The following is a 24,360-nucleotide window of genomic DNA, read 5'->3' as shown; positions in this document are numbered from 1 at the left end:
CGCGGGGTTTCTAGCCGCGACGGAAGATCTGCGCCAGTACTCGGAGGGCGAGGATGGCGCTGATGACGAGCATGTTGTAGCCGATCAGGGCGTACAGGCCGACCTCGTCGGTGAGCTGCGGGCCGCCGTCGGTGCCGATGAGCAGCACCGCCATGATGCCGGTGGTCGCGGCCAGGAACGTCAGCAGCACCTCGTGCAGCATCGTGGTCAGCACGGCGCGGTCGCGCTCGTCGGCCAGCAGCCGGATGTTGAGGCCCAGCCGGCCGTGCTCGGCGGCGCTGGCGATGCGCTCGACCCGGCGCGGCAGCCGGCGCAGGATCGGCAGCAGCGCCGCCAGCTCCTCGGTGGCGGCCTGCTTGAGCCGGTCCGGGCCGTACTGCTCCTCGACGTAGCCGCTGGCCAGGGTCCGGGCGCCGCCGATGAGGTCGAACCGCGGCGTCAGCCGGGTCAGCGTGCCCTCGGCCGTCGCCAGCGCGCGGAACACCGCGGCGATCTCGGGCGGGATGGCGAGGCCGTGGTCGGCGACCACGCGGAACAGGTCGCCGAACATCCGCACGCCGCTGCTGACTGGGCCGGACGTGTGCCGCGCCATGAACCGGCCGATGTCGCGCTCGAGCCGCTGCTGGTCGATCTCGTCGGGACGGGGCACCAACTCGAGCAGGGCGTCGCTGACGGCGAGCGGGTCGCCGCGGTCCACGCCGACGAGCAGCCGCTGCAGGGCGTCGCGCAGGGCGCCGTCGAGGCGGCCGACGGAGCCGAAGTCGAGCAGCCCGAGCCGGCCGTCGTCGAGCAGGAAGATGTTCCCGCCGTGGGGGTCGGCGTGGAAGATGCCGTCGATGACGATCTGGCGCAGGAGGCAGTCCAGCAGCGTCGTCGCCAGCGCGTCGCGGTCGAACCCCTTCTTGCGGATGACGGCGTCGGCACGGTTCAGTGGCGTGCCGTGCAGCCGGTCCATCACCAGGACCCGCTCGGTGCACAGGGCCGGATGCGGTTCCGGCAGCACCACGTCGGGCTGCCGGCTGGGCGCCGTCGCGACCGCGGTGATGTTCTCGGCCTCGATGCGGTAGTCGAGCTCCTCGAGGATCGCCTCGGCGAGCCCCGCCGCCAGCGCGCGCACGCCCATGCGCCGGCCCCAGCGGGTGCCGGTCTCGAGCCGTCCGGCCAGCCGCGCCGCGATGTCGAGGTCGCGCTCGACGACCGGCCGGATGCCGGGGCGCTGCACCTTGACGACGACCTCGGCGCCGCTGTGCAGCCGCGCGACGTGCACCTGGCCGACGGACGCGGCCGCCAGCGGCTCGCGGTCGAACTCGGCGAAGAGGTCCTCGACCGGCGCGTTCAGCTCACTGACCAGCACCTTCTCGACGTCGGGCCAGGGCACCGGGGCGGCGTCGTCCTGCAGCCGGGCCAGCTCGTCGGCGACCTCGGCGGGCAGGACGTCGCGGCGGGTCGCGAGGATCTGTCCGAGCTTCACGAACGTCACGCCGCCGGCGTTGAGCGTGGTCGTCAGCGCCCGGCCCAGCTGCGCCCGGCCCGACGGCGCGTCCAGCGCGCGGTCGCCGCGGGTGCCGCGCAGGTAGGAGCCGAGGCCGTGCCGCATGGCGATGCCGACGATCTGCCAGTACCGCCGCGCCCGGCGCACCCGGCCGAGCAGACCCCGTCCCCACACCAGCGCCGGCGGCAGCGAGCCCATCGGCACGAACGCCTCGATGACCACGAGGAGCACCATCGACGCGAGGATCGTCAGCACGCTGCCCAGCAGCACGAACCAGAACGCGACCGGGCCCTCGCTCTGGTCGGTCAGGCCGTGCGGCGACAGCGTGAACTGGTCGAGCAGCGCGAACATGATCAGCGGGCCGACGAACAGCGCGAACCCGCCGGTCAGCAGCAGCCGGAACAGCCCCAGCCGCAGGCCGAGCAGGCGCTGCGCGATCAGCCCGAAGATCAGCGCCGTGACGACGGAGAACGCCGCGACGATCGGGAACGTCAGTACATCCACGGCCGCCAGTGTTCCAGGCGCGCCCTGAGCCGGCGCTCAGGCGACGCCGTAGAGCCGCTGGATCCACTGGGTGACGCCCACGCCGTTGGCGTCGGTGAGCTCGACCTTGACCGATACGTGGCCGCCGGCGGCCGGGCGGTTGTCGACGGTCGCAACGACGGTGTCGCCGGTCAGGTCCGCGGGGACGGGCGTCCAGCTGCCGCCGTCGTCGTAGGACACCCATGCCGCGGCGTCGGCCAGCGCGCCGGCCTCGTACGACGGGGTCGCCTCGACGCCGATCCCGATCCGGTACCCGTCGACGGCGGCCGCCTGGTTCCGCGGGTCGACGTCGACGTCGTAGGTCGGGAACAGCAGCGGCAGCGTGTCGTCGCCGGCCGACGAGGTGAACCGCCAGCGGGTCTGCGCCGACAGCGGCGCCGACCAGGTCGAGAAGCCGCGGTCGTAGCGGACGAGGTCGTAGACCAGCTCGAGGTCGGTCGCCGCGGCCGGCACGTCCCACTCGCCCTGGCCGTACCAGCCCCACCGGCCGAGCGACTCGCCGTTCGCGAACAGCTCCATGCCGCCGAGGTCGTTCAGGCCGTTCCAGGCGTAGTGCCCGTCCTGGCTGTCGGCCCAGGCCGGGAAGTTGGTCCAGATGAGGTTGCCGACCCGGCCGGCGGAGTCGAACCGGCCCTGGGCGTTGGCCGCGATCGCGGGGCGCAGTCCGGCGCCGAACCACGTCTCCGCGGTGCGGCTGCCCGCCGCGAGCGGCCGGGTGGCCGACGACATCGGGGTGCCCCAGAACCACTGCGTGCCGTCGGGGTGGACCACGGTCTGGCGCACGGGCACCTCGGGCGTCACGTAGATCGTCCGGTCGCCCGGCGCGGCGAACTGGACGACGTCGCCGAGGCCGACGTACGCCTCCCGCAGCTCGCTGTAGGCGTCGACGTACTGTGTGTACTCGTCCGGCGCGCCGGGCGTGTGGAAGGTCGAGTCGATGCGGGCCAGCCGGTCCTGCTCGACCCGGTGGTTGACGTCGCGCGTCGTGATCGTCCCGGTGTGCGGGTAGACGAGGTGGTAGTCGACCGGCTCCGCGGCGCCGTCGGGTGAGGTGTAGAGCCAGGCCTCCGTCACGTCGAACGCGCCGCGCGTCACGTCGCCCATGCGGCCGAGGTACAGCGTCTCCAGGTCGGCGCGGAAGTAGCGCGTGTTCGACAGGATCCAGTTGTCGACCACTCGCGCGTAGGACACACCGCCGCTGTGCAGCCGCATCGGCTCGTCGGTGCGGATGCGGACCGGCAGGGCGCGGCGGGCGTCCAGCGTGATGGTCCGGTCCTCGGTGAGCAGGAGCTCCGGCTCGGCCAGCAACGCCGCCTCGGTGATCTGGAAGGTCTCGGGGTCCGCCTCCGTGACGGTCGCGGCGATCGAGTACGTCCCGGTGCGCAGCCGCAGCGTGGGGTCCTGGCCCTCGAGGTCGACGCGCTGGGCGGCGATGCTGTCCAGGTCGAGCACGTCGAGCGAGCTGAAGCCGTCGGCCGGCTCGCCGTCGCGGCCGATGACCCGGAACGTGACGTCGACCTGCTGCGGCTCCGCGTAGGCCCCGATGGGGGTGACGACGGTGTCCGCGCCGGCCCGCGCGACCAGCCGGAGGCTGACGGCGCCGTAGTGGCCGTAGTCGAGGACGGACGGGTCGAAGGTGACGGGGAGCGCCGCGGTGCCGCCGGCCGGGACGGTCAGCGTCGTGCTGCCGAGCGCGGTGGCCTCGGGCGGCAGGACGGAGCCGTTCTCGCCGCGGGCGTCGAGCTCGAAGGTCAGGGTCGCGTCGGCGGCGCCGGTGTTCGTGTAGACGACGTCGGTGGTGACGGCCTCGGCCGGGTCGTGCGGCCAGGCCAGCGTGCCGAGGTCGACGGTGGCGGGCCCGGCGAGCGTGCCGGTCGCGGCCGTGGCGACGTCGAGGATGCCGGCGCCCTGCTCGTAGATGTCGGTGTCGTTGCCCGGGCGCACCGTGCTCTGCAGGGCGGCCTTGACCTCTTCGCCGGTCCAGTCCGGGTGCGCCTGCCGGACGACGGCGGCGGCCCCGGCGACGTGCGGGGTGGCCATGGACGTGCCGCTCAGGTCGGTGTACGCGGCGTCGCCGCGGCCGCCGGCCCGGGCCGCGGTGATGCCGACCCCGGGCGCGGCGATGTCCGGCTTGACGGCGTGCGTCACCGGCACCGGGCCGCGGCCGGAGAAGTCCGCCGTCGTGTCGGAGAGGTCGACGGCGGCGACGGTGAGCGCGCTGGCGGCGCAGCCGGGGCTGGTCACCGTCTCGGACGGGCCGCCGAGGTTGCCCGCCGCGATGACGAACAGGGTGTCCGATGCCGCCGACAGCGCCTCGACGGCCTGCACCATGGGGTCGTCGCAGGCGCCGAGCTCGGTGTTGCCCAGGCTCATGTTGACGACGTCGGCGCCCTGGGCGACCGCCCACTCCATGCCGGAGATGATCCAGTCCAGCTCGCCGAAGCCGTCGTCGCCGAGCACCTTCCCCACCAGCAGGCCCGCGCCCGGGGCGACGCCGCGGTTGCTGCCGCCCGAGGCCGCGCCGGAACCGAGCACCGTCGACGCGACATGCGTGCCGTGACCGTCGCGGTCGACGACGTCGGGGCTGGTGGTGAAGTTCTCGGCGTCGACGACGGCGCCGGCGAGATCGGGGTGCTCGGCGTCGATGCCGGTGTCGAGGACGGCGACCGTGCTGCCGGTGCCGTCGAACCCGGCCGCCCACGCCTCCGGCGCGCCGACGTACGGGACGCTCTCGTCGAGGACCGGGGCGACGCGGGCGTTCAGCCAGATCTTCTCGACCTGGCGGCCCAGCGTCGTGGTCCGCGGCGCGACGGCGTCCCAGACGGCGTCCGCGGCGGCCTTGTCGGCCTCGACGACGTCGGCGCCGATGGACGGCAGGTCGTTGGTGCGCCGGGCGCCGGCGGGGAGCGCGGCTGTGGCGGATGGGGCGGCGCCGCGGGAGGAGGCGGCGCCGCCGGCATAGGTGACGATGAGCGGCAGCGTGTCGCTCGAGGCGTCGTCGAGGTCCTGCTCCACCAGTGCCGTCACGTTGAACAACTGCCGGTCCACGCGGTTCGCGGCCAGCGCCTCCTCGGCCGCCGCCGGGATGACGTAGACGTCGTCGCCCTCGCGGCGCACCTCGTAGCCGCCCGGGTCGTCGGACTCGACCCGCACCGTCGGCGCCTCGCCCCGGCCGTAGGTCAGCACCGCGACGTCGCCGGTGATCAGCGTGACCGTGCGGACGCCGCCGGCCTCGACACCGTCCGGCAGTTGCGGCAACGGCGTCGCCGGCAGGTCGGTGGCGGAGCCGGTCAGAGGGACTGCGGCGAACGTGAGGCCGGCCAGGACGGCGACGGCGCGACGGAGAGCAGGCACAGCGAGCCCCGCTTTCTGGAGGAGACGGGCCATTCGTAAATCTGCCACGATCCAGGACAATGCAACCTGACGTGAATGCGCCATGACCGGTATCCGCCAGCGACGACACACGGGAAGGGAGGCATCGTGTTCGATGTGCTCGGACTCGGTGAGACGGAGGAGTCGGCGTACCGTGCGCTGGTCGAGGTGCCCTCGGCCGACGTGAGTGCGCTGGCCGCGCGGCTGGGCATCCGCCCCGGCGAGGCGGCGACGGCGCTGGCAACGCTCGAGCGCCGGGGACTGGCCGCCCGCTCCAGCGCCAGCCCGGAGCACTACGTCGCGTCACCGCCCTCGGTCGCCCTCGCCGCCCTCGTCGTCGACCGGCAGGAGGAGTTGCGCCGCGCCGAGGTCGAGATCGCCGCGCTGACCGAGGCGTACCGGCGCACCGAGTCCGACCGCAGCGTGGGCGATGTCGTCGACGTCGTCTACGGCGCCCAGGCCGTCGGCCAGCGGTTCATGCAGCTGCAGGCGTCCGCGCGCTCCGAGGTGCTCGGCCTGACGAAGGCCGAGGTCATCGCGATCTCCGGCGAGGAGAACACCGCCGAGGAGGCCGCCGTCGAGCGCGGTGTCCGGTTCCGGGTCGTCCTCGAGCGGGCCGCGTTCGACCGGCCCGGCTTCGCGGCCGCCGCCGAGCTCGCCCTCACCGACGGCGAAGAGGTGCGGGTCGCGCCCGAGGTGCCGATCCGCCTGCTGGTCGTCGACCGGCAGATCGCCCTGGTCCCGCTGGTCTCCGGCGAGTCCCGCGCCGTCGGGGCGCTGCTGGTGCACCAGAGCGGTCTGCTCGACGCCCTGATGGCACTGTTCGAGAAGGTCTGGAACGAGTCGGTCCCGCTGGTCCTCGGCTCGGGCGGCGCACTGGCCGAGCGACCGCCGCCGGGCCTCACCCCGCTGGACGCGCGCATCTTCGGGCTGCTGCTCGCGGGGATGACCGACCAGGCGATCGCGAACATGCTCGAACTCTCGCTGCGGACGGTGCAGCGACGGGTGCGGGCGCTCATGGACGCCGCCGGCGCCGAGACCCGGCTGCAGCTCGGCTTCCAGGCGTCCCAGCGCGGCTGGGCCTGAGCCCCGAGCCGCCTACTGGGCCATGTCGACGAAGCGGCTGTAGTGGCCCTGGAAGGCGACCGTGATGGTCGCGGTGGGGCCGTTACGGTGCTTGGCAACGATGAAGTCGGCTTCGCCCGCTCGGGGCGACTCCTTCTCGTACGCGTCCTCGCGGTGCAGCAGGATCACCATGTCAGCGTCCTGCTCGATGCTGTTGTGGGTGGCGACGCCGTCGGCGATGAAGTTGTGGGTGCCCATGACGGTGGCGTCGTAGACGTCCTGTTCGCCAAGGGGCTCGATGGCGACGACCTCGTCCCACAGCAGGTCGTTGGTGGCGTACATCTCCAGCTCGGCGCTGCCCAGGACCGTCGCTACCCGGCTCAGTCGCTCGCGGCTCGGTGCCTGCTTCCACATGGCGCTGCCGCCGAACTGGGTGTTCATGGCCGCCGCGAACTGGCGGTGCGTCATGCCCTGTTCGGCCAGGATGGACCGGACGTCCTGCCAGACCTCGCGGGGGACGGTGTCGACGTTGGCGTTCGAGGTGCCGGCCTCGAGGACGGCCAGCAGGCGCGCGCACCCCGCGGACCGGGCGCCGTGGCAGCCGATCTCGCGCAGGAAGCGCAGCTGCTCGTCCCGCCCGGACACGTCGAGGGTGTACTGCGGCCGGTAGCCGGCCTTCGGCGTCGCGACCCGCAGCCGGGTGGAGATGCCGTAGCGCAGCAGCAGCCGGGACACGCCGTCGAGGAGGCGCCGGCTGGTGGACGCGTAGTAGATGCGCCCGGACCGGCCGTTGCGGTGCACCGTCACCGAGCCGTCGGTGGCCCACAGGTGCCGCAGGAACATGGTGATCTGCTTCTTCGGCAGGCCGAAGACGGCGTCCGGGACGAACTTCTCGTGTGAGCGCAGCCCGAACAGCCCGAGCCCGTCGAGCCAGGCGGCGATCGGGTTCCGGCGCCCGTGCGCCAGCCGGTATGGCGCCGGCAGCCGCAGCGTCGTCACCCGCGCGGCCGCGTAGTCGTCGCGAATGGCGGTGATGCCGAAGTTCCGCGCGGCCTCGTTGACCGCCGCCAGGTTCTCCTCGTCGACCGATGCGTACCGGACGGGCTGGCGTCGCACGAAGGAGCCGTCGCCAATGAGATGCGCGAGCATGACCACCTCGGCGTCGTCCCACTGCTGGGTCAGCAGCGGTGCCGGCACATGCCGCGGGACGGCCAGCCGGCTTCCGACGGAGACCTCGCCCAGCGGCCGCCAGCCCTCGTACGTGAGGAACGGGTGGTTCGCCGTCGCGTCGATCTGCTTGCCCGAGGCCAGCCTGAGCCGGAACGTCTCCTTGCGGCCGCTGGGGAACGCGTGGGTCATAGTGCGGGGGACGTAGCGCAGGCTGTCGTCGAGGCTCCAGACCGGGATGTCGCGCACGCCGGATGCCATGAGCTCGCCGATGGTGATCTCGGCCCCGGTGTCCGCTCGCATGATCCGGGTCGAGGCCGGGAGGCAGCCGGATTCGCGAAGGTCAGAAAGCATCGGCTTCTTGTCCTGCCGTTGTTCCGGACCACGGTTGAGCTGGCTCATGGCGATGACCGGGACCTCGAGCTCCTTGGCCAGCAGCTTGAGCGCACGGGAGAACTCCGCGACCTCCTGCTGCCGGCTCTCGACCCGCTTGCCGCTGCTCATGAGCTGCAGGTAGTCGATGATGACGAGGCGGAGGTCGTTGCGCTGCTTGAGCCGCCGGCACTTGGCCCGGATCTCCATCATGGTCATGTTCGGGGAGTCGTCGATGTAGAGCGGCGCGCTGGACACCTCGCCGGTGCTGCGGGCGATGCGGTTCCAGTCGTCGTCGGTCATCTGGCCGGAGCGCATGTGGTGCAGCGGCACCTTCGCCTCGGCGGAAAGCAGCCGCATGGTGATCTCGTTGCGGCCCATCTCGAGCGAGTACACGACCGACGTCAGGCCGTGCTTGATGGACGCCGCCCGAGCCAGATCCAGCCCTAGCGTCGAGTTGTGCGTCGGGATGCAGGAACGACCGGCCAGGTACAGATGGTCGGCGGCGTCGACCTCGACGCAGCGGACCGGTACGGACGGCACCCGGCGGACGTCGACGACCATGCGGGCGGTCGGCAACGTGAGTGTGATGCAGTACGAGGTCGAGCCGGCCTCGGCGCGCCCGTTGACCCGCTTCGTGGTCATGCGGGTTCTGTAGCCCAGCGAGTGCGCCAGATCAAGGGCGTCCTCGGCGAGCCGGCGGTTGGTCACGAAGACCTGCACGACGCCGCTCGCGTTGATGAGGCCGCCGGTGTCGAGCAGGCCGGCGAGCAGGGCGCGCCGCTGCCGGATCGACGCCCTGAGGTACTCGCTCGGGATGCCGACGTCGAGCAGACCCAGCGTCCGCAGGGTGGCAGAGGCGTTCTCGCCGCCATGACCACTGAGCCAGAGACCCAAGACGTACGGCGGGAGCGGCAGGTCGCGATCGGGCAGGTCGAATGGCGCGGCGAGGCGAACGGCGTGATTGAGCCGGCCATCGTGACAGCGCAGCGTTTTCGCGATTCCCTCCGTCGTCACGGTGCCGTTGAGCCCAGAATGGTTGAGGGATTGGTGTCGCCCTGGCGACACGGATGCCTCAACCATCCGGCCCGCCCGGGTGGTGGTGACCCACTGGTGCTGGGCATCGGCCACGATGACGGTGCCGTCGGAGAACTCGACCTCGTAACAGGGCCGGTCGGTCATGACCTCGGTGGCGGCTACCACTCGGGTGGGGCGGCCGTCGGCGCCGATCAGCAGGTCGCCGGGCCGGACCTCGCCCATGGTCGTCCAGCCGGTCGGCGTGGGCAGCGGGGTGTCGAGTGCCAGTGCCTTGCCGACCGCAGGTCGGGCGGCCAGGATGATGAGCTGACCAGGGTGGAGACCGTTCGTCAGCGCGTCGAGGTCGGTGAAGCCGGTGGGGACGCCGACCATCTGGCCGCCGCGGGAGCCGATGGCCTCGATCTCGTCGAGGGTGCCCTCCATGATTTCCGACAGCGGGTGGTAGTCCTCGGACGCCCGCTTCTCGGTGATGGCGTAGATCTCGGCCTGGGCGCGGTCGACGATGGTGTCGGCGTCGCCGTCGTCGCTGTAGCCCATCTGGGTGATGCGGGTGCCGGCCTCGACGAGGCGGCGCAGCATGGCGCGCTCGCGGACGATCTCGGCGTAGAAGCCGGCGTTGGCGGCCGACGGCACCGAGGAGACCAGGGTGTGCAGGTACGGCGCGCCGCCGACGCGGCCCAGCTCGCCCCGCTTCTGCAGCAGGGCGGCGACGGTGACGGCGTCGGCGGGCTCGCCACGACCGTAGAGGTCGATGACCGCTTCGTAGACGGCCTCGTGCGCCGGGCGGTAGAAGTCGGTGCCGCGGATGATCTCGACGACGTCGGCGATGGCGTCCTTGGACAGCAGCATGCCGCCGAGCACGGACTGCTCGGCCGCGACGTCCTGTGGCGGCGTGCGGCCGTAGTCGACCGGGGCCTCGTCCCGGCGATCGGGCAGCTCAGCGACGCTCACACAACCCCCTTCGCATCGGTTTGCCAAACACCTGTTCTAATAATACGCGCGAACAGGCCACCTCTGCGATTCCACCATCAAGTCTGGCACTCCCGACCGCTGCATCCGTGAACCTACGGCCGACACCGGCGCGTCGCCAAGCCCGCGGTCCACAGGCGCTGTGGACCGGTTGTGGACGCACCGCGTAAACGATCATCCCCAACTGTGGACAACCCTGGGGACAGCCGTCCGGCGGGTTGTTGATGATCCGGGCGTCGTCGCTGATCACGCGTGACATTGGTCGTCCACCGGGTGTGGACGGAGATCCACAGGGCAAGATCTCAGATGGCGAGACAGCCGTCACGCGATGTCATGCGTCACCCCTACCGTCGGTCCTGCCATGATTCGACACCCGTTCCGGCGGCACAGCGCCGACGGCGAGATCCTGCGGCTGGCGCTGCCCGCTCTGGGGGCGCTGGTCGCCGAGCCGCTGTTCCTGCTGACCGACTCCGCCATCATCGGACACCTGGGCACGCCGGAGCTGGCCGGCCTGGGCATCGCCTCGACGGTGCTCGGCACGCTGGTGAACGTCTCGATCTTCCTCGCCTACGGGACGACGGCGGCGGTCGCCCGGCGGCTCGGGGCGGGCGACACGGCGGGCGCGCTGCGCTCCGGCATCGACGGCTGCTGGCTGGCCGTCCTGATCGGCGTCGCGACGGTCGCCGTGGGCTGGCCGCTGGCGCCGTGGGTGGTGTCGCTGTTCGGTCCCGGCGACGACGTGGCCGAACACGCCGAGATCTACCTGCGCATCAGCTTCCTCGGCATTCCGTCGATGCTGCTCGTCCTCGCGGCCACCGGCGTGCTGCGCGGCCTGCAGGACACGAGGACACCGCTCTACGTCGCCGTCACGGGAGCGGTCGCGAACGTCGTCCTCAACATCGTCCTGGTGTACGGGCTCGACCTCGGCATCGGCGGGTCCGCAATGGGCACCGTCCTCGCCCAGACGGGGATGGCCGCGGTGTTCATCCGGGTCGTGGTGCGCGGCGCCCGCCGCGAGGGCGTCGCGATCCGGCCCGACGGCCGCGGTGTCGCGCAGGCGTTCGGCGCCGGCGTGCCGCTCATCGTCCGCACCGTGGCGATGCGGGTCGCGCTCATCGTCATCACCGTCGTCGCGGCCGGGCTGGGGACGGCGGCGCTCGCGGCGCACCAGGTCGCGTTCACGACGTGGATGCTGCTCGCTCTGATCCTCGACGCCGTCGCGATCGCCGCCCAGGCGCTGGTCGGCCGGGCCCTCGGCGCAGGCGACGTCGACGGCGCGCGGTCGATCACGCGCCGCATGGTCCAGTGGGGCGTGCTGTCCGGCGTCGCCCTGGCGGTGCTGCTCCTGGTCATCGGCAACGGCTACGCGCGCCTGTTCACCCCCGACGCGGAGGTGCGCGACCTGCTGTTCGCCGCGCTGGTCGTCGCCGCCGCGATGCAGCCGGTCGCGGGGTGGGTGTTCGTGCTCGACGGCGTGCTCATCGGCGCCGGCGACGGTCGCTACCTCGCCTGGGCCTCGGTCGTCTCGGTGGTGGCGTTCCTGCCGGCCGCCTGGCTGGTCGCGGAGGCGGACCTGTCGGGGAAGACCGGCCTGATGTGGCTCTGGGGCGCGATCGGGATCTGGATGCTGGTGCGGCTGATCACGCTGGCCCTGCGCGAGCGCAGCGACACCTGGATGGTCACCGGCGCGGTCCGCTGACCATCCAGGTGTGTCCGCAGCCGATGCAGATCAGACGACCGCTCCGCCCGGGAATAACCTACCCGCCGGCCGCCGCTGGCCCCGGTATGACCGCAGTGCTGCCGGCGCCGGACGAGACCGCCGCGATCCAGGCCCAGTGGGAGATGTCGAGCGTCCGGCGGGTCCGGCTGGGCGCGGGCGAGGTCCTCACCGACGCGCCCGGATCGCTGTGGGCGCTCGTCCACGAGGGCGCCGTCCTGGTCGAGACGGCGACGGGGCGCCACCCGCTCGCGGCCGGTGACGCCGTCCACGTCGATGCGCGGACGGCGTACCGGCTGGTGGCGGCCGCCCCGGCCCTCGTCCTCGCCGCCGACCTGCGCCTGGTCGTCCCGGCCCACCCGCTACCGAGTCCCCTGGTGGTGACGGCGTTCAGCGAGCGTCACCGCGGGGTCACCGGGCTCGTCACGACCTGCCCCATCAACGACGGCCGCCACCCGGCGCTCTTCGTCGCCAGCTACGCCGGGCTCGTCGGTGCCGCCATGACGGCGTCCTGGCTCGAGGACGCGCCGCCGCCCGGCGCGGCGCCCCTCGGGGACGAGCAGGTCGCCTCCGTCGTGGCCGCGCTCGTCGACCGGCCGGGCGAGCCGTGGACGCTGGACCGGATGGCCGGGCTGGTGCACCTCTCGCGCTCGGCGCTGACCGACCGGTTCCGCCGCGCCACCGGCCGCAGCCCCATGCAGGTGCTGCGCGACGTGCGGATGGGCGAGGCGCGCCAGCTCCTGGGGGTCGAGGGACAACCGGTCACCCGGGTCGCCTACGCCGTCGGCTACGGGTCGGTGGCCGCCTTCAGCCGGGCGTTCTCGTCATCGCACGGGGTGACGCCCCAGCGGTGGCGCGAGCAGGCTCCGTGCGGTCAGCGGGCGGGGATCCGCAGCAGTGCGAACCCGAGCCCGGCGGCCACGGCGGCCACGGCGCCGACGACGAACGGCCAGCGCACCCCGTAGGCGTCCAGCAGTGCGCCGCCTGCCGCGGAGCCGGCCGTGATGGCCACCTGGAACGCGGTGACCTGCAACGACATCGCCGACTCGACGCGTTCGGACTCGACCCGCGTCACCCAGAGCTGGGTCGCCACGGGCACCATGTTGAAGGCCAGCCCCCAGAGCACGATCGCCGCCGTCAGCACCGGCACCGTGCTCGCCGTCGCCGCCACCAGCAGGCTCACCCCGAGCAGCGTCGGCGCCAGGGCCGCGAGCAGCCGCAGCCGCACGGCCACGACACCGGCCAGCACGGTGCCCGCGACGCCGCCGACGCCCCACGCCACGAGCAGCCAGGTCGTCGCGCCGGGGTCGATGCGCTCGGTCGCGATCCGGATGTACGGGTAGGCCGCGAAGTTGCCGAACGCGACGAGGACGATGCAGCCGGCCCCGGCCAGCAGCCGGCGATGCCGCAGCGCCTCGCGGAGCATGCCGATCCCCGCGCCCGGATGCGCCGGGACCGGCGGCAGCGCCCGGGCGACTCCGGCGGCGGTGACGGCGGTCAGCGCGGCGGCCCCGCCGAACGCGGCCCGCCAGCCGATCTGGTCGCCCACGATCGCCGCGACCGGGACGCCGACGACGGTGGCCAGGCTGACGCCGAACGCGACGCCCGAGGAGACGGCGCGCTCGCGGCCGCCCATCGCGTGCACGCCCGCGCCGAAGGCGAACGACCAGGCGCCGGCGATCGCGACCCCGAGCAGCAGCCGCCCGGCCAGCAGCACCGCGAAGTTCGGCGCGGCGGCGACCACGAGGTTCGCCACCGACCCGGCGGCCAGCAGCCCGACCAGCATGGTCCGCCGGTCGGTGCGGGGCAGCAGGACCGCGATGCTCGGGGCGGTGATCGCACCGGCGATCGCCGTGGCCGCGACGGCCAGCCCGGCGACACCCTCGCTGACGCCGATGTCGGCGGCCAGCGCGGGGAGGACGCTCGCCGGCAGGAACTCGCTGGCGACGAGCATCGCCATGGCCGCCGAGAGCGCGACGATCGGCGTCCAGCTGGGGCGGTCGACGGTGTCGAGCGCAGTCCGGGCGTGAGGGGACGAGGAGGCCACGGATCCAGCTTCGGCGCGTCGGCCGGCCGCCGGTTGATCGCGCGGACGGCGTCGTTGATGCGGCGACCGGCGCGTCAGGAGGTCGTCTGGAAGTCCTGCGTGCCGATGACCCGCAGCAGCTCCAGCTTCTCGGCGGCGTCAGTGCCTTCGAGCGGGAAGTACGCCAGCAGCGTGACGTCCTCGTCGGACGTGAGCAGCGCCTCGCAGTGCAGCCGGATCGGCCCGACCTCGGGGTGGACGAAGGTCTTGACGTCGGAGCGGCGCACCGCGACCTCGTGCCGCTCCCAGAGCTCGCGGAACTCGGCGCTGCGCTCGAGCAGGTCGTGCACCAGCTCGGTGATGTCACGGTCGCCGGCCCGGCGCGAGTAGGTCGAGCGCAGGTCGCTGACGTGCGCGGCGGACAGGCGGGGCCGGTCCTCCTCCGGAGCCAGTTCGCGCGACGCGGGCTCGGTGAACCAGCGCCAGTAGACGTTGCCGGCGCGGCCGGCCCGGAGGTCGCGCTCACCCACGAGGGCGGCGAGCAGCGCGTTGCGCCACAGCACCTCGCCCAGGTCGCTGTTGATGCAGACCGGGACGTCGACCAGGCGGGAAGCGAGCGCGATCAGGCCCGGGCGGATGTGGCCGCCGGCCCGGCGCGGCGGCGCGGACAGACCGGCCAGGTGGAAGAGGTGGTCGCGCTCGTCCAGGTCGCAGCGCAGCGCCCGGGCGATCGCCGCCACGACGGCCGCGGACGGCGCCGAGCCCCGGGCCTGCTCCAGCCGCGAGTAGTGGTCGGCCGACACCCCCGCTAGCTGCGCCACCTCCTCACGCCGCAGCCCGGGGGTGCGACGGCGGACGCCTGCGGGCAGGCCGACGTCGGCGGGGCGCAGCAGCTCACGCCGTCGGCGGAGGAAGTCGGCGAGCCCGGGTCGATCGATCACCCCTCCATGGTGCAACCCGGTGGCGACGGTAACCAGGGAGAGGCAGTCCCTGGATGGGTTGCGCCTGCCACGGCGGCCCGGACGCGCGGACGCTGGACGACATGACGACAGCAACACTCGACACCCGCACCCTCGGCCGCACCGGACCCGCCGTCACCTCGCCCGGGCTCGGCGGCCTCGGCCTCTCTGGTGCCTACGGCCGCACCGACGACGACCAGAGCGTCCGGGTCATCCACCGTTACCTCGACGCTGGCGGCACCCTGCTCGACACCGCCGACTTCTACGGCGCCGGCCACAATGAGCAGCTCATCGCCGGTGCCCTGCGGGCTCGCAACCGGGACGACGTCGTGCTCTCAGTGAAGTTCGGCGCCCACCTCGTCCCCGGCGCACCGCCGGACGGCTTCGACGGACGGCCGGCCGCGGTCCGGACGTCGCTCACCTACTCGCTGCAGCGGCTCGGCACCGACCACGTCGATGTCTACCGGCCCGCTCGGCTGGACCGCAGCGTGCCGATCGAGGAGACCGTCGGCGCGATCGCCGAGCTGGTGGAGCAGGGCCACGTCCGCCACATCGGGCTGAGCGAGGTCGGCGCCGAGACCATCCGCCGCGCCGCCGCCGTTGCGCCCATCTGCGACCTGCAGATCGAGTACTCGCTGCTCAGCCGCGGCATCGAGGACGAGATCCTGGCCACCTGCCGGGAGCTGGGTATCGGCATCACCGCCTACGGCGTGCTATCGCGCGGGCTGATCGGCGGCAGCGGCACGGTCGACGGGGCGCGCGCGATGGCGCCGCGGTTCCAGGGCGCCAACCGCGAGCACAACGAGGGGCTGGTCGCCCGGCTCCAGGGGATCGCCGACGCGAAGGGCGCGACGGTGGCGCAGCTCGCGATCGCCTGGGTCGCGGCCCAGGGCGCGGACATCGTCCCGGTGGTCGGCCCGCGCCGGATCGAGCAGGTGGACTCGATGATCGCCAGCACCGGCATCGAACTGGACGGCGACGACCTCGCCCGCCTCGGCGAGCTGATCCCGCCCGGCGCCGCCCGCGGCGACCGCTACCCGACGCGGTTCATGGCCGACCTCGACAGCGAGCGGTGAGCGGCTGGCGCCGAGCTAGAGGCCCGAGGCGTCGACGAGGCGCTGCCCGACCGCCCGCGCGGTGTGCTGGAGCTCGACGCAGCGCACGATCCGGAACGGCACCGGCAGCCTGGCCAGCTGCTCGGCGTACCACCACGGGTTGCTGGTGCTGCCGGTCAGCCGTGTGGTGTCGTCGTCGATCGGCTCCAGCGTCCCGAGCATGGGCGGCACGTACGGCCGCACCTTGTCCAGCGGCCCCTCGATGACGACCTCGGTGTCGAACTCCCAGCCCTTCGCCAGGTGCGCCTCGAGTTCGGCGACGGCGTCGATGCCGGCCGGCGGCTCGAAGGACGAGCCGGGCAGCACCGACACCGTCGTCACGCGGTCGATCCGGTACGCGCGCCGCGCCGACGAGCCGTGTGACCAGCACAGCAGGTACCAGCGCCCGTGCCGGACGACGACGGCCCACGGCTCGACGTCGGCGGACCACTCCGAGCCGGCCTCGGAGCGGTACCCGAGATGCACCTGCACCCGGTCGGCGCAGGCCTGGACCAGCGCCGTCGCGATGGCGGGGTCGGGCCGGGCGGCCGCGCGGTCCGGAGCCGGCGCCGTCGTGCGCCGGACCGCCTCGGCCTGCGCCGCGATGGGCTCGGGCAGCGCGCGGAGCAACTTGGCGAGCCCGCTCCCGACGGGGTCCGTGGCGTCGGCCGCGTGGTGGTGACCGTCGAGGACCGCCATGACCAGGCCGAGCACCTCGGCGGCCGAGAACATCAGCGGCGGCAGCCGGACGCCGCGGCCGAGGCGGTAGCCGCCGTAGGGGCCGCGCATCGAGTCGATGGGCAGGCCGGCCTCGCGCAGGATGCCGACGTAGCGGCGGGCGGCCCGCTCGGTGACCCCGAGCTTGTCGGCCAGCCGCTCGGCCGTGATGCCGGGGCTGCCCTGGATGAGCTCGAGCGCGAGCAGTGCCCGCGCCGTAGGGCTGGCGTCACCGTCCACCAAAGAACCGCCGATCCGGAAGCGGAACGTCCGGAACCCACTCTAGCGTGGCGCCCATGGACCTACAGGACATGACCGTCATCAAGGAGTCGATGGACGGCGACGAGGTCGAGATGCTGATGTTCGCCCTCGACCGCGCGAGGGCGCAGTTCGCCTGGAAGTGCGACGGCCTCGACGCCGCGGCGCTGAACAAGCCGCTGCCGCCGTCGACCATGACGCTCGGCGGGCTGCTCAAGCACATGGCGCTCTGCGAGGACCTGCGCATCGCCGAGTTCATCACCGGCGACCACATGCCCGAGCCGTGGAAGCAGGAGAACTTCGACGCCGACTCCAACTGGGACTGGCACTCCGCGGCCGACGACACGCCCGAGGAGCTGTACGCACTCTGGCGCGCGTCGGTCGAGCGGTCGCGCGCCGCCTGGGCGACGGTGCTCGCGAAGGGCGGCCTGGACCAGCCGTCGATCTTCACGACCGAGTCCGGCGCGCACCCCAACCTGCGCCGCGTCCTGGTCGACGCGGCGGAGCACTACATCCGCCACGCCGGGCACGCCGACCTCCTCCGCGAGAACGTGGACGGCCGCGTGGGCGAGGACCCGCCGCAGCCTCAGCAGCCGTCGGCCCAGTGAAGGAGCCGATCACCGCGGACCAGGTGCGGGTCGTCCCGGCCAACGAGGCGTCCTGGCACGACCTCGGCCTGGTCTTCGGGACGGCCGACTACGCGGCCCGCTGCCGCTGCCAGTGGTTCAAGGTCGAGGGCTGGATCTGGCGCGACAGCACGTTCGACGAACGGGTCGAGGCGCAACAGGCGCAGACCGGCGCCGATGACCCCGAGGCGGAGCGCACCAGCGGGCTGGTCGCCTACGTCGACGGCGACCCGGCCGGCTGGGTCGCCGTCGAGCCGCGCACCGCGTATCCGAAGCTGACCCGAGGCCGTAGCCCGGTTCCGTGGAAGGGCCGCGACGAGGACCGCGAGGACGACAGCGTCTGGGCGGTGACCTGCACGATCGTCCGGCGTGAGTACCGCGGCCGCGGCCTGGCGTACCACCTGGCCGCGGCGACCGTCGGCTACGCCCGCGACCGCGGCGCCAGGGCGCTGGAGGCGTACTCGATGATCACCGAGCCGGGCAAGGAGGTCACCTGGGGCGAGCTGTTCGTCGGCGCTCGGCAGATCTACGAGGCGGCCGGGTTCACGCAGGTCAGCCGGCCCACCAAGCGTCGCGCCGTCATGCGGATCGATTTCGCGACGTAGATTCGCCGCTGGGGTGTCGGATCGCCACCGCCCCGTTCGTCGTGGGGGCGTATCGCGACACCGTCCAGCGAAGGAGAGTCCCATGAAGTACCTGATGTTCGTCTGCACGGACCCGGACCACACCGAGGCCGACGCCAAGGCCGCGCCGGACATCGAGGAGTGGTTCGACTACGTCACCGGCGCCGGCAAGCACGTCATCGGCGACCGGCTGCGGCCGGCCTCCGCGGCGACGACGGTGCGGGTGCGCGACGGCCAGCTGCTGGTCACCGACGGCCCGTTCGCGGAGTCGAACGAGTGGATCGTCGGCTTCGACGTGCTCGAGTGCGCCGACCTGGACGAGGCGATCGAGGTCGCGTCGAAGCACTCCATGGCCTACACCGGACGGCTCGAGCTGCGGCCGTTCTGGCCCCTCGACGGGTGACGGACGGGTGACCGACGGTCCCGGCGCCCGCGCGGCGCTCGCCGGCGCCGTCGCCGCCGAGCGGGTGCGCATCGTCGCCGCCCTGATCCGGGTCACCGGCGACTGGGACCTGGCCGAGGACTGTCTGCAGGACGCCGTCGAGCGGGCGCTGGAACGCTGGCCCGCCGACGGTGTCCCGGACAACCCGAGCGCCTGGCTGACGACGACGGCCCGGCGCCGGGCCGTCGACGTGCTGAGGCGGCGGCAGACCGAACGGGCGAAGCTGCGCGAGGCGCAGGCGCTCGCCGAGCTGGAGCGCGACCTCATCGGCGACGACCCCGGCCCGTACGGCGACGACCGGTTGAAGCTGCTGTTCACCTGCTGCCATCCGGCGTTGCCGATGGCGGGACGGGTCGCGCTGACGCTGAAGACGGTCGGCGGGCTGTCGACGCGGCAGATCGCGCGGGCGTTTCTGGTCGGCGAGGCGACCATGGGGCAGCGGCTGCTGCGGACGAAGAACAAGATCGAGCACGCCGGCATCGGGTTCCGCGTCCCGGAGCCGCACCGGCTGGCCGAGCGCACGGCCGCCGTCCTCGCCGTCGTCTACCTGATCTTCACCGAGGGCTACGCGACGTTGCACGACGATCTCGCCGCCGAGGCGATCCAGCTCGCCGGCCTGCTCACCCGGTTGCTCCCGGACGACGACGAGGTGCTCGGCCTGCACGCGCTGCTGCTCCTGCAGCACGCCCGGCGCGCCGCCCGGACCGACACGTCCGGCGACCTCGTCACGTTGGAGGACCAGGACCGCGGCCGGTGGGACCGGGACGCGATCGAGGCCGGGCTGACGGCGCTCGCGGCGGCCCGGGCGACCGGCCGGCCGCCCGGCTACTACCGGCTGCAGTCCGAGATCGCGGCGCTGCACTCCACCGCCGTCCACGCGGACGTGACCGACTGGGAGCGCATCGTCGCCGCCTACGACGCGCTGCTCGTGCTGCGCCCGTCGCCGTCGATCGCGCTGAACCGGGCCGTGGCGGTGGGCCTGCGGGACGGGCCGGAGGCGGGGCTGCTCGCGGTGGACGGGCTCACGGTGGACCGGCTCGCGGACCACCCGCTGCTGCCCGCCGTCCGGGCCGACCTGCTGCGCCGGGCCGGACGGCGTCGCGAGGCGGCCGTGGCCTACCGGGACGCCGTCGCCGCAGCCCGGACCGAACCCGAGCGGCGGCTGCTGGAGCGTCGGCTCCGCGAGGTCAGTCCGCCAGGCGGCGGTAGCTGACGTCGAAGTCGGTGGCCCAGACGCGGCCGTCGGGGGAGGCCTCCCAGCGCCCGTCGATCGCCGTCGCGTCCGCCGCGACGACACCGATGAAGCGCTGGTGGAAGTCCGCGGCCGGCCGCGAGGTCATGACCCACTGCCCGTCGTCGAAGGTCATCGCGTAGACGCGGCAGACGTTGCGGGAGTCGGTGTAGAGGACGGTGAAGGCGTCGGAGTGGTCGTCGAGCCCGGTGATGCTATCCGTCCAGGCCGGCGCCAGGCCCTCCCACTCGGGGACCAGTTCGGTCTGCGGATCGGTCCGCTGGGAGAGGAAGCGGCCGCCGTCGAGCCAGCGGAACGTCGTGCGTGCCCTGCTCATGACCCGGTCGCCCTGCGACGTCGTCAGCTCCCACCCGCCCAGCAGGACGCCGAGGCGGGCCAGCCGAGGGTTCACGAAGTTCTCCATGACCCTCAGACTGGCCCACCCGGCCGTACTCATCGACGACGGGGTCAGCCCACCAAGGCGGGGCCGCGCTCGGCCGGTACCTCATCCTGTCCCGCCGGCGCCGACTCCGAGAGGGCCAGCCGCTCGTGCAGCCGTCGCAGCGGCCGGGGCAGCCACCAGTTCCGCGACCCCAGCAGCGTCATCGTCGCCGGGACCAGGAGCATCCGGACCACGACGGCGTCCAGGGCGATCGCCAGCACCAGCCCCAGCCCGATCGCCTTGATCGGCGCGAACCCGCCGAACACGAACCCGGCGAAGACGACCCCGATGATCAGCGCGGCCGCCGTGACGATGCCACCGGTCCGCTGCAGCCCCGCCACCACCGACCCGGCAGCGCCGTCGCCGGCCAGCCAGCGCTCGCGGATCCGCGACAGCAGGAACACCTCGTAGTCGACGGAGAGCCCGAACGCGATGGCGCCGACCAGGATCGGGACGGTCAGGTGCAGGTAGCCGAGGCCGTCGGCGCCGACCAGTCCGGCGAAGTGACCCCGCTGGAACACCCAGACGACCACGCCGAGGGCGGCGCCGATGCTCAACAGGTTGGTGAGGATGGCCTTGATCGGCAGCAGGATCGAGCCGGTGAAGGCGAACAGCAGCGCCAGCGTGCCGAGCGCCACCAGCGCGATCGCCCACGGCAGCCGGTCGCCGAGCATCGCCTGGTAGTCGACCAGTGTCGCGGTGTCGCCGCCGACCTGGACCTCGTACGGCAGGTCGAGCTCGCGGATCGTGGTGACGGCGTCCTGGGCGGCCTGGCCCTCGGCGTGGCCCGACGGGGTCGCCGCCAGCCCGGTCAGGTCGTCGCTCAGCGGCACGACCTCGACGGACTCGATGCCGGGCAGGTCCTCGACGGTGGTGCGCAGCCCGTCGACGGAGGCGGCCGGTGCCGAGGCCACGATCTGGATGTCGCCCGCCCAGCGCGCCTGCTCGGGGAAGTGGGTGCCGAGTTGCGACCACAGCTCGCGGGTGTCGGTCGACGTCGGGAGCATCCGCGGGTCGCCCTGCGAGATGTGCATGTCCGCGACCGGCACCGCGAGCGTGACCAGCGCGGCCGCCGTCGTGACCAGGGTGAGGACGGGCCGGCGCTGCACGCCGCGGGCGACGCGGGCGAACACGCCGTCGTTCTCGTCGCGTTCCGGGGACGGCTTGATCCGGTGGCCGAACTTCGCCAGCAGCGCCGGCAGCAGGGTGAGGGCGGCGGCCATGTCGGCCAGCACGACGGCGGACCCGGCCAGCCCCATCGAGCGCAGGAACGGGTCGTTGAAGACCACCAGCCCGGCCAGCGCCACCGCCACCGTCAGCCCGGAGAACACGACCGTCCGCCCGGCGGTCGCCGAGGTCCGCAGTACCGCCTCGCGCACGTCGGGCGCCGTCCGCCGCTCCTCGCGGAACCGGCTGACCATCAGCAGCGCGTAGTCGACGGCGAGGCCGACGGCCAGCATCGTCGTGATCTGGATCGAGTACACCGACACGCCGGTGACCTGGCTGAACGTGAACAGGATGCCGAACGTCGCGCCGACGCCGACCATCGCGATCAGCAGCGGCAGCCCGGCGGCGAGCAGCCCGCCGAACACCACCAGCAGCAGGATCAGTACGACCGGCATGGACAGCATCTCCGCGCGGGCAACGTCCTCCTGGGCGGTGTCGGCGAACTCGACCTCGGAGAGCGGGCCGCCGGCGACGACGACCGAGCCGGCGTCGATCGCCTCGAGCCGCTCGGCCGCGGCGGTCGCCTCGCCCTCGCCGTCGTCCTCGAGCCCCGGCGCGAGGTCGATCTCGACCAGCACCGCGCCGCCGTCCTCCGACGGGAGTGGCGGTGAGACGCCTGCGATGCCCGGCAGCGCCGCGACGTCGGTGAGCGCGGCGGTGAGCCCGGGGTCGGACGCGCCGACGCCGGTGATGACCGAGGTGATGGTGTCGGGCTGCGGAGCGGCGTCGTCGACGCTCTGCTCGGCCCGGGCGGACTCGCTGCCCGGGACGGTGCCGACGTCGGAGGTGAGGTTCGCGAAGACGCCGGTGCCGATGCCGAACCCGGCGGCGATGACGGCGACCCAGGCGAGGATGACGACGAGGGGCCGCCTGACGGCGAACCCCGTGATGCGGCGCAACATGGCGGCCTCCCAGAGATGTGATCGACTGGGTCGATCGTGTCCCTGGAGCCCCTGCCGGCGAATCGCCGCCGAGAGCGGATTCCGCCCCCGCTCGCAGGAGCGGGGGGCCTCGCTCTCAGGAGTGAGAATCCCCAGGCGTGACCAGGCCGGTCTCGTACGCGAGCACGACCGCCTGGACGCGGTCGCGCAGGCCGAGCTTGCTGAGCATGCTGCTCACGTGCGTCTTGACAGTGTGCTCGGTGACGAACAGCTCCGCGGCGATCTCGGCGTTCGACAGCCCGCGCGCGACCTGGCGCAGCGTCTCGGTCTCCCGCGCGGTCAGCACGTCGAGCCGGCCGTCGTCGGCGCCCTGGCCCGCGCCCGGCGGAGGCCCGCCGCGGCCGACGACGTCGGCGATGAGCCGCCGGGTGACCGACGGCGCCAGCAGCGCCTCGCCGGACGCGACGACGCGGACCGCCTCGACCAGCTCGTCGCGGCGCATGTCCTTGAGCAGGAACCCGCTGGCGCCGGCCCTCAGCGCGTCGTACACGTACTCGTCGAGGTCGAACGTCGTGAGGACGAGCACGCGGGCGTCGGTCTCGCGGCAGATCGCGGCGGTCGCCTCGATGCCGTCCATGTGCGGCATCCGTACGTCCATGAGCACGACGTCGGGGCGCAGCTCACGTGCGGCGGCGACGGCGCGCACGCCGTCCTCGGCCTCGCCGACGACGCTGATGTCCGGCTGCACGTCGAGGATCATCGCGAAGCCGCCCCGCACCAGCGCCTGGTCGTCGGCGATGAGCACACGGATGGTCGGCTCGGGCACGCGCCTATTCTGCCTTTTCCTCCCGGGACTCGCCGCCGCCCAGGACCTGGCGGTCGGCCCTGGGGCGATCTAAGGGCACCGAGGCGCGCACGCGGAACCCCACCCCGCCCGGCCCGGGTCCCGCGTCGAACGACCCGCTCGCGGCCGCGACGCGCTCGCGCATCCCGATCAGCCCGTTCCCGGTGCCGTCGATCGACGACGGTGCGCCGGCGCCGTCGTCGGACACCTCGATGCGCAGCTCGGAGTCGGACCAGGTCAGCCGCACATCGACGGCGCTCGCCGCCGCATGCTTGACGGTGTTGGTCAGCGACTCCTGGACGATGCGGTACGCCGTCGCAGCCAGGTCCGGCGGCAGCGGCCGTGCGTCGCCGTCCTCGGTGAGCGTGGCGGTGAGGCCGGTGTCGCCGACCCGGCGGACCAGATCGGGGAGCGCCTCGAGGCCGGGTTGCGGGGACCGCAGGCTGACGCCGTCGTCGCCCGTGTGCAGGACGCCGAGGACCCGCCGCAGCTGCGCCAGCGCGTCGCGGGCGGTCAGGGAGATGGTGTCGAACATCTGCTCCGCGCGGGCGGGGTCGTGCCGGACGGCGACCGGCCCGGCCTCGGCCTGCACGACGACGAGGCTCATCGAGTGGGCCAGGATGTCGTGCATCTCGCGGGCGATGCGCTCGCGCTCGCGGGTCGCGGCCGTCTCCTGCTGCTGCGTGAGCCGCAGCTCCCGTTCCTCGAGCATGGCGATGCGGAGGCGGCGGGCCCGGGCCGAGACGCCGAGCGCGTAGGCGCCGGCGAAGAAGATGCCGATGACGCCGATGTTCAGCGCCTCGTCCTCGGGCAGCAGGATCGACACCGAGACGCCGACGACGGTGCCGGCCACCGCGATCAGCCGCTTGAGCGGCGGCGACAGGGCCGCGAACGTGTAGGTGGCGACCAGTTGTGCCACCGGGATGTCGTTGAGCCCGCCGGCCATCGAGAGCGCCGTCGTGGTGACGCCGGTGATGGCGGTGACGGCGAACGGGTACTGCCGGCGCCACAGCAGCGGGAGGGCGTTCGCGGACGCGGCCAGGGGGACCCACCAGACGAACCGGTGCTCGACGCCGGCGTCGAGCGTGACGTAGAGCGCGCAGAAGGCCGCGATGACCGCGTCGACGGCGATCGGCGGCAGGCCGCGCGACCACGTCGCCAGCCGTTCGCCGTACTCGCTCAGCTCCACGCGATCAGTATCGACGGCCCGCCGCTCGGAAGTCCTCACTCCCAGGAGCGAGAACCGCAGGCACTC

The 24,360-nt window shown here is 73.2% G+C and carries 18 protein-coding genes; 8 read left to right on the top strand and 10 right to left on the bottom strand.

Going from position 1 to position 24,360, the window contains the following annotated elements; all coding sequences use genetic code 11:
* Positions 1 to 10 precede the first annotated feature (10 nt).
* Positions 11 to 1,996, bottom strand: a complete 1,986-nt coding sequence (locus tag HD601_RS08515) for an AarF/UbiB family protein (RefSeq protein ID WP_184821007.1) — start codon at positions 1,994 to 1,996, stop codon at positions 11 to 13.
* Between the two features lie 36 nt (positions 1,997 to 2,032).
* Positions 2,033 to 5,389, bottom strand: coding sequence for a S8 family serine peptidase (locus HD601_RS08510; protein ID WP_184821005.1), 3,357 nt, complete (start codon positions 5,387 to 5,389; stop codon positions 2,033 to 2,035).
* Between the two features lie 126 nt (positions 5,390 to 5,515).
* On the opposite strand from HD601_RS08510, the gene HD601_RS08505 reads away from it, so the two are divergent.
* Positions 5,516 to 6,493, top strand: a complete 978-nt coding sequence (locus HD601_RS08505; protein WP_184821003.1) for a helix-turn-helix domain-containing protein — start codon at positions 5,516 to 5,518, stop codon at positions 6,491 to 6,493.
* Positions 6,494 to 6,505: 12 nt separating this feature from the next.
* Here the strand turns inward: HD601_RS08505 and HD601_RS08500 are convergent, their stop codons facing one another.
* Complete coding sequence (locus tag HD601_RS08500; protein WP_184821001.1) at positions 6,506 to 10,000, bottom strand: replicative DNA helicase; 3,495 nt, start codon at positions 9,998 to 10,000, stop codon at positions 6,506 to 6,508.
* 379 nt (positions 10,001 to 10,379) lie between these two features.
* Here HD601_RS08500 and HD601_RS08495 point away from each other — a divergent pair, with 379 nt between their 5' ends.
* Both HD601_RS08495 and HD601_RS08490 read left to right on the top strand, forming a co-directional pair.
* Positions 10,380 to 11,717 (top strand): MATE family efflux transporter, encoded by a 1,338-nt coding sequence (locus tag HD601_RS08495; protein ID WP_184820999.1) that lies wholly within the window; start codon positions 10,380 to 10,382, stop codon positions 11,715 to 11,717.
* An 86-nt stretch (positions 11,718 to 11,803) separates the two neighbouring features.
* Complete coding sequence (locus HD601_RS08490; protein ID WP_184820997.1) at positions 11,804 to 12,700, top strand: helix-turn-helix transcriptional regulator; 897 nt, start codon at positions 11,804 to 11,806, stop codon at positions 12,698 to 12,700.
* Here HD601_RS08490 and HD601_RS08485 read toward each other — a convergent pair.
* Positions 12,610 to 13,782, bottom strand: a complete 1,173-nt coding sequence (locus HD601_RS08485; RefSeq protein ID WP_221440710.1) for an MFS transporter — start codon at positions 13,780 to 13,782, stop codon at positions 12,610 to 12,612. The genes HD601_RS08490 and HD601_RS08485 overlap by 91 nt on opposite strands.
* A 74-nt stretch (positions 13,783 to 13,856) precedes the next feature.
* Complete coding sequence (locus HD601_RS08480) at positions 13,857 to 14,699, bottom strand: MmyB family transcriptional regulator (RefSeq protein WP_184829602.1); 843 nt, start codon at positions 14,697 to 14,699, stop codon at positions 13,857 to 13,859.
* 104 nt (positions 14,700 to 14,803) lie between these two features.
* On the opposite strand from HD601_RS08480, the gene HD601_RS08475 reads away from it, so the two are divergent.
* Positions 14,804 to 15,796: an aldo/keto reductase gene (locus HD601_RS08475; protein WP_184820995.1), complete on the top strand. Its 993-nt coding sequence runs from the start codon at positions 14,804 to 14,806 to the stop codon at positions 15,794 to 15,796.
* A gap of 15 nt (positions 15,797 to 15,811) precedes the next feature.
* On the opposite strand, the gene HD601_RS08470 is transcribed toward HD601_RS08475, so the two are convergent.
* The gene (locus HD601_RS08470; RefSeq protein ID WP_184820993.1) at positions 15,812 to 16,771 is read right to left on the bottom strand and encodes a WYL domain-containing protein; all 960 of its coding nucleotides are present in this window, start codon (positions 16,769 to 16,771) and stop codon (positions 15,812 to 15,814) included.
* Between the two features lie 56 nt (positions 16,772 to 16,827).
* Between HD601_RS08470 and HD601_RS08465 the strand changes: the two genes are divergently transcribed.
* From HD601_RS08465 to HD601_RS08450, 4 genes are all read left to right on the top strand, one after another.
* Complete coding sequence (locus HD601_RS08465) at positions 16,828 to 17,397, top strand: mycothiol transferase (RefSeq protein WP_184820991.1); 570 nt, start codon at positions 16,828 to 16,830, stop codon at positions 17,395 to 17,397.
* Positions 17,394 to 18,020: a GNAT family N-acetyltransferase gene (locus HD601_RS33615; RefSeq protein WP_221440708.1), complete on the top strand. Its 627-nt coding sequence runs from the start codon at positions 17,394 to 17,396 to the stop codon at positions 18,018 to 18,020. Before HD601_RS08465 ends, HD601_RS33615 begins: the two co-directional genes overlap by 4 nt.
* Before the next feature lie 82 nt (positions 18,021 to 18,102).
* Entirely contained in the window at positions 18,103 to 18,441 is a 339-nt protein-coding gene (locus tag HD601_RS08455) for a YciI family protein (RefSeq protein WP_184820989.1), read from the top strand.
* 7 nt (positions 18,442 to 18,448) lie between these two features.
* The gene (locus HD601_RS08450) at positions 18,449 to 19,693 is read left to right on the top strand and encodes a DUF6596 domain-containing protein (RefSeq protein ID WP_184820987.1); all 1,245 of its coding nucleotides are present in this window, start codon (positions 18,449 to 18,451) and stop codon (positions 19,691 to 19,693) included.
* Here the strand turns inward: HD601_RS08450 and HD601_RS08445 are convergent.
* From HD601_RS08445 to HD601_RS08430, 4 genes are all read right to left on the bottom strand, one after another.
* Complete coding sequence (locus HD601_RS08445) at positions 19,668 to 20,135, bottom strand: hypothetical protein (protein ID WP_184820985.1); 468 nt, start codon at positions 20,133 to 20,135, stop codon at positions 19,668 to 19,670. The genes HD601_RS08450 and HD601_RS08445 overlap by 26 nt on opposite strands.
* Positions 20,136 to 20,179: 44 nt before the next feature.
* A complete protein-coding gene (locus HD601_RS08440; protein WP_184820983.1) occupies positions 20,180 to 22,282 on the bottom strand; it encodes an MMPL family transporter in 2,103 nt (700 codons plus the stop codon).
* Positions 22,283 to 22,397: 115 nt separating this feature from the next.
* Positions 22,398 to 23,087 carry a response regulator gene (locus HD601_RS35540; RefSeq protein WP_343076389.1) on the bottom strand — a complete coding sequence of 230 codons (690 nt, stop codon included), beginning with the start codon at positions 23,085 to 23,087 and terminating at the stop codon, positions 22,398 to 22,400.
* Between the two features lie 4 nt (positions 23,088 to 23,091).
* Positions 23,092 to 24,294, bottom strand: a complete 1,203-nt coding sequence (locus tag HD601_RS08430) for a histidine kinase (RefSeq protein ID WP_184820981.1) — start codon at positions 24,292 to 24,294, stop codon at positions 23,092 to 23,094.
* Positions 24,295 to 24,360: the final 66 nt, after the last annotated feature.

The organism is Jiangella mangrovi (assembly GCF_014204975.1).
GTDB lineage: Bacteria > Actinomycetota > Actinomycetes > Jiangellales > Jiangellaceae > Jiangella > Jiangella mangrovi.
The sequence above is the reverse complement of the archived record's forward strand: the minus strand, read 5'-3'. Positions and strand labels throughout refer to the sequence as shown.

Bases quoted from the DNA above. Each gene is read 5' to 3' on its own strand.
- HD601_RS08495 (WP_184820999.1), top strand. From the start codon at position 10,380: ATGATTCGACACCCGTTCCGGCGGCACAGCGCCGACGGCGAGATCCTG.
- HD601_RS08490 (WP_184820997.1), top strand. From the start codon at position 11,804: ATGACCGCAGTGCTGCCGGCGCCGGACGAGACCGCCGCGATCCAGGCC.
- HD601_RS08475 (WP_184820995.1), top strand. From the start codon at position 14,804: ATGACGACAGCAACACTCGACACCCGCACCCTCGGCCGCACCGGACCC.
- HD601_RS08465 (WP_184820991.1), top strand. From the start codon at position 16,828: ATGGACCTACAGGACATGACCGTCATCAAGGAGTCGATGGACGGCGAC.
- HD601_RS08455 (WP_184820989.1), top strand. From the start codon at position 18,103: ATGAAGTACCTGATGTTCGTCTGCACGGACCCGGACCACACCGAGGCC.
- HD601_RS08445 (WP_184820985.1), bottom strand. From the start codon at position 20,135: ATGGAGAACTTCGTGAACCCTCGGCTGGCCCGCCTCGGCGTCCTGCTG.
- HD601_RS08440 (WP_184820983.1), bottom strand. From the start codon at position 22,282: ATGTTGCGCCGCATCACGGGGTTCGCCGTCAGGCGGCCCCTCGTCGTC.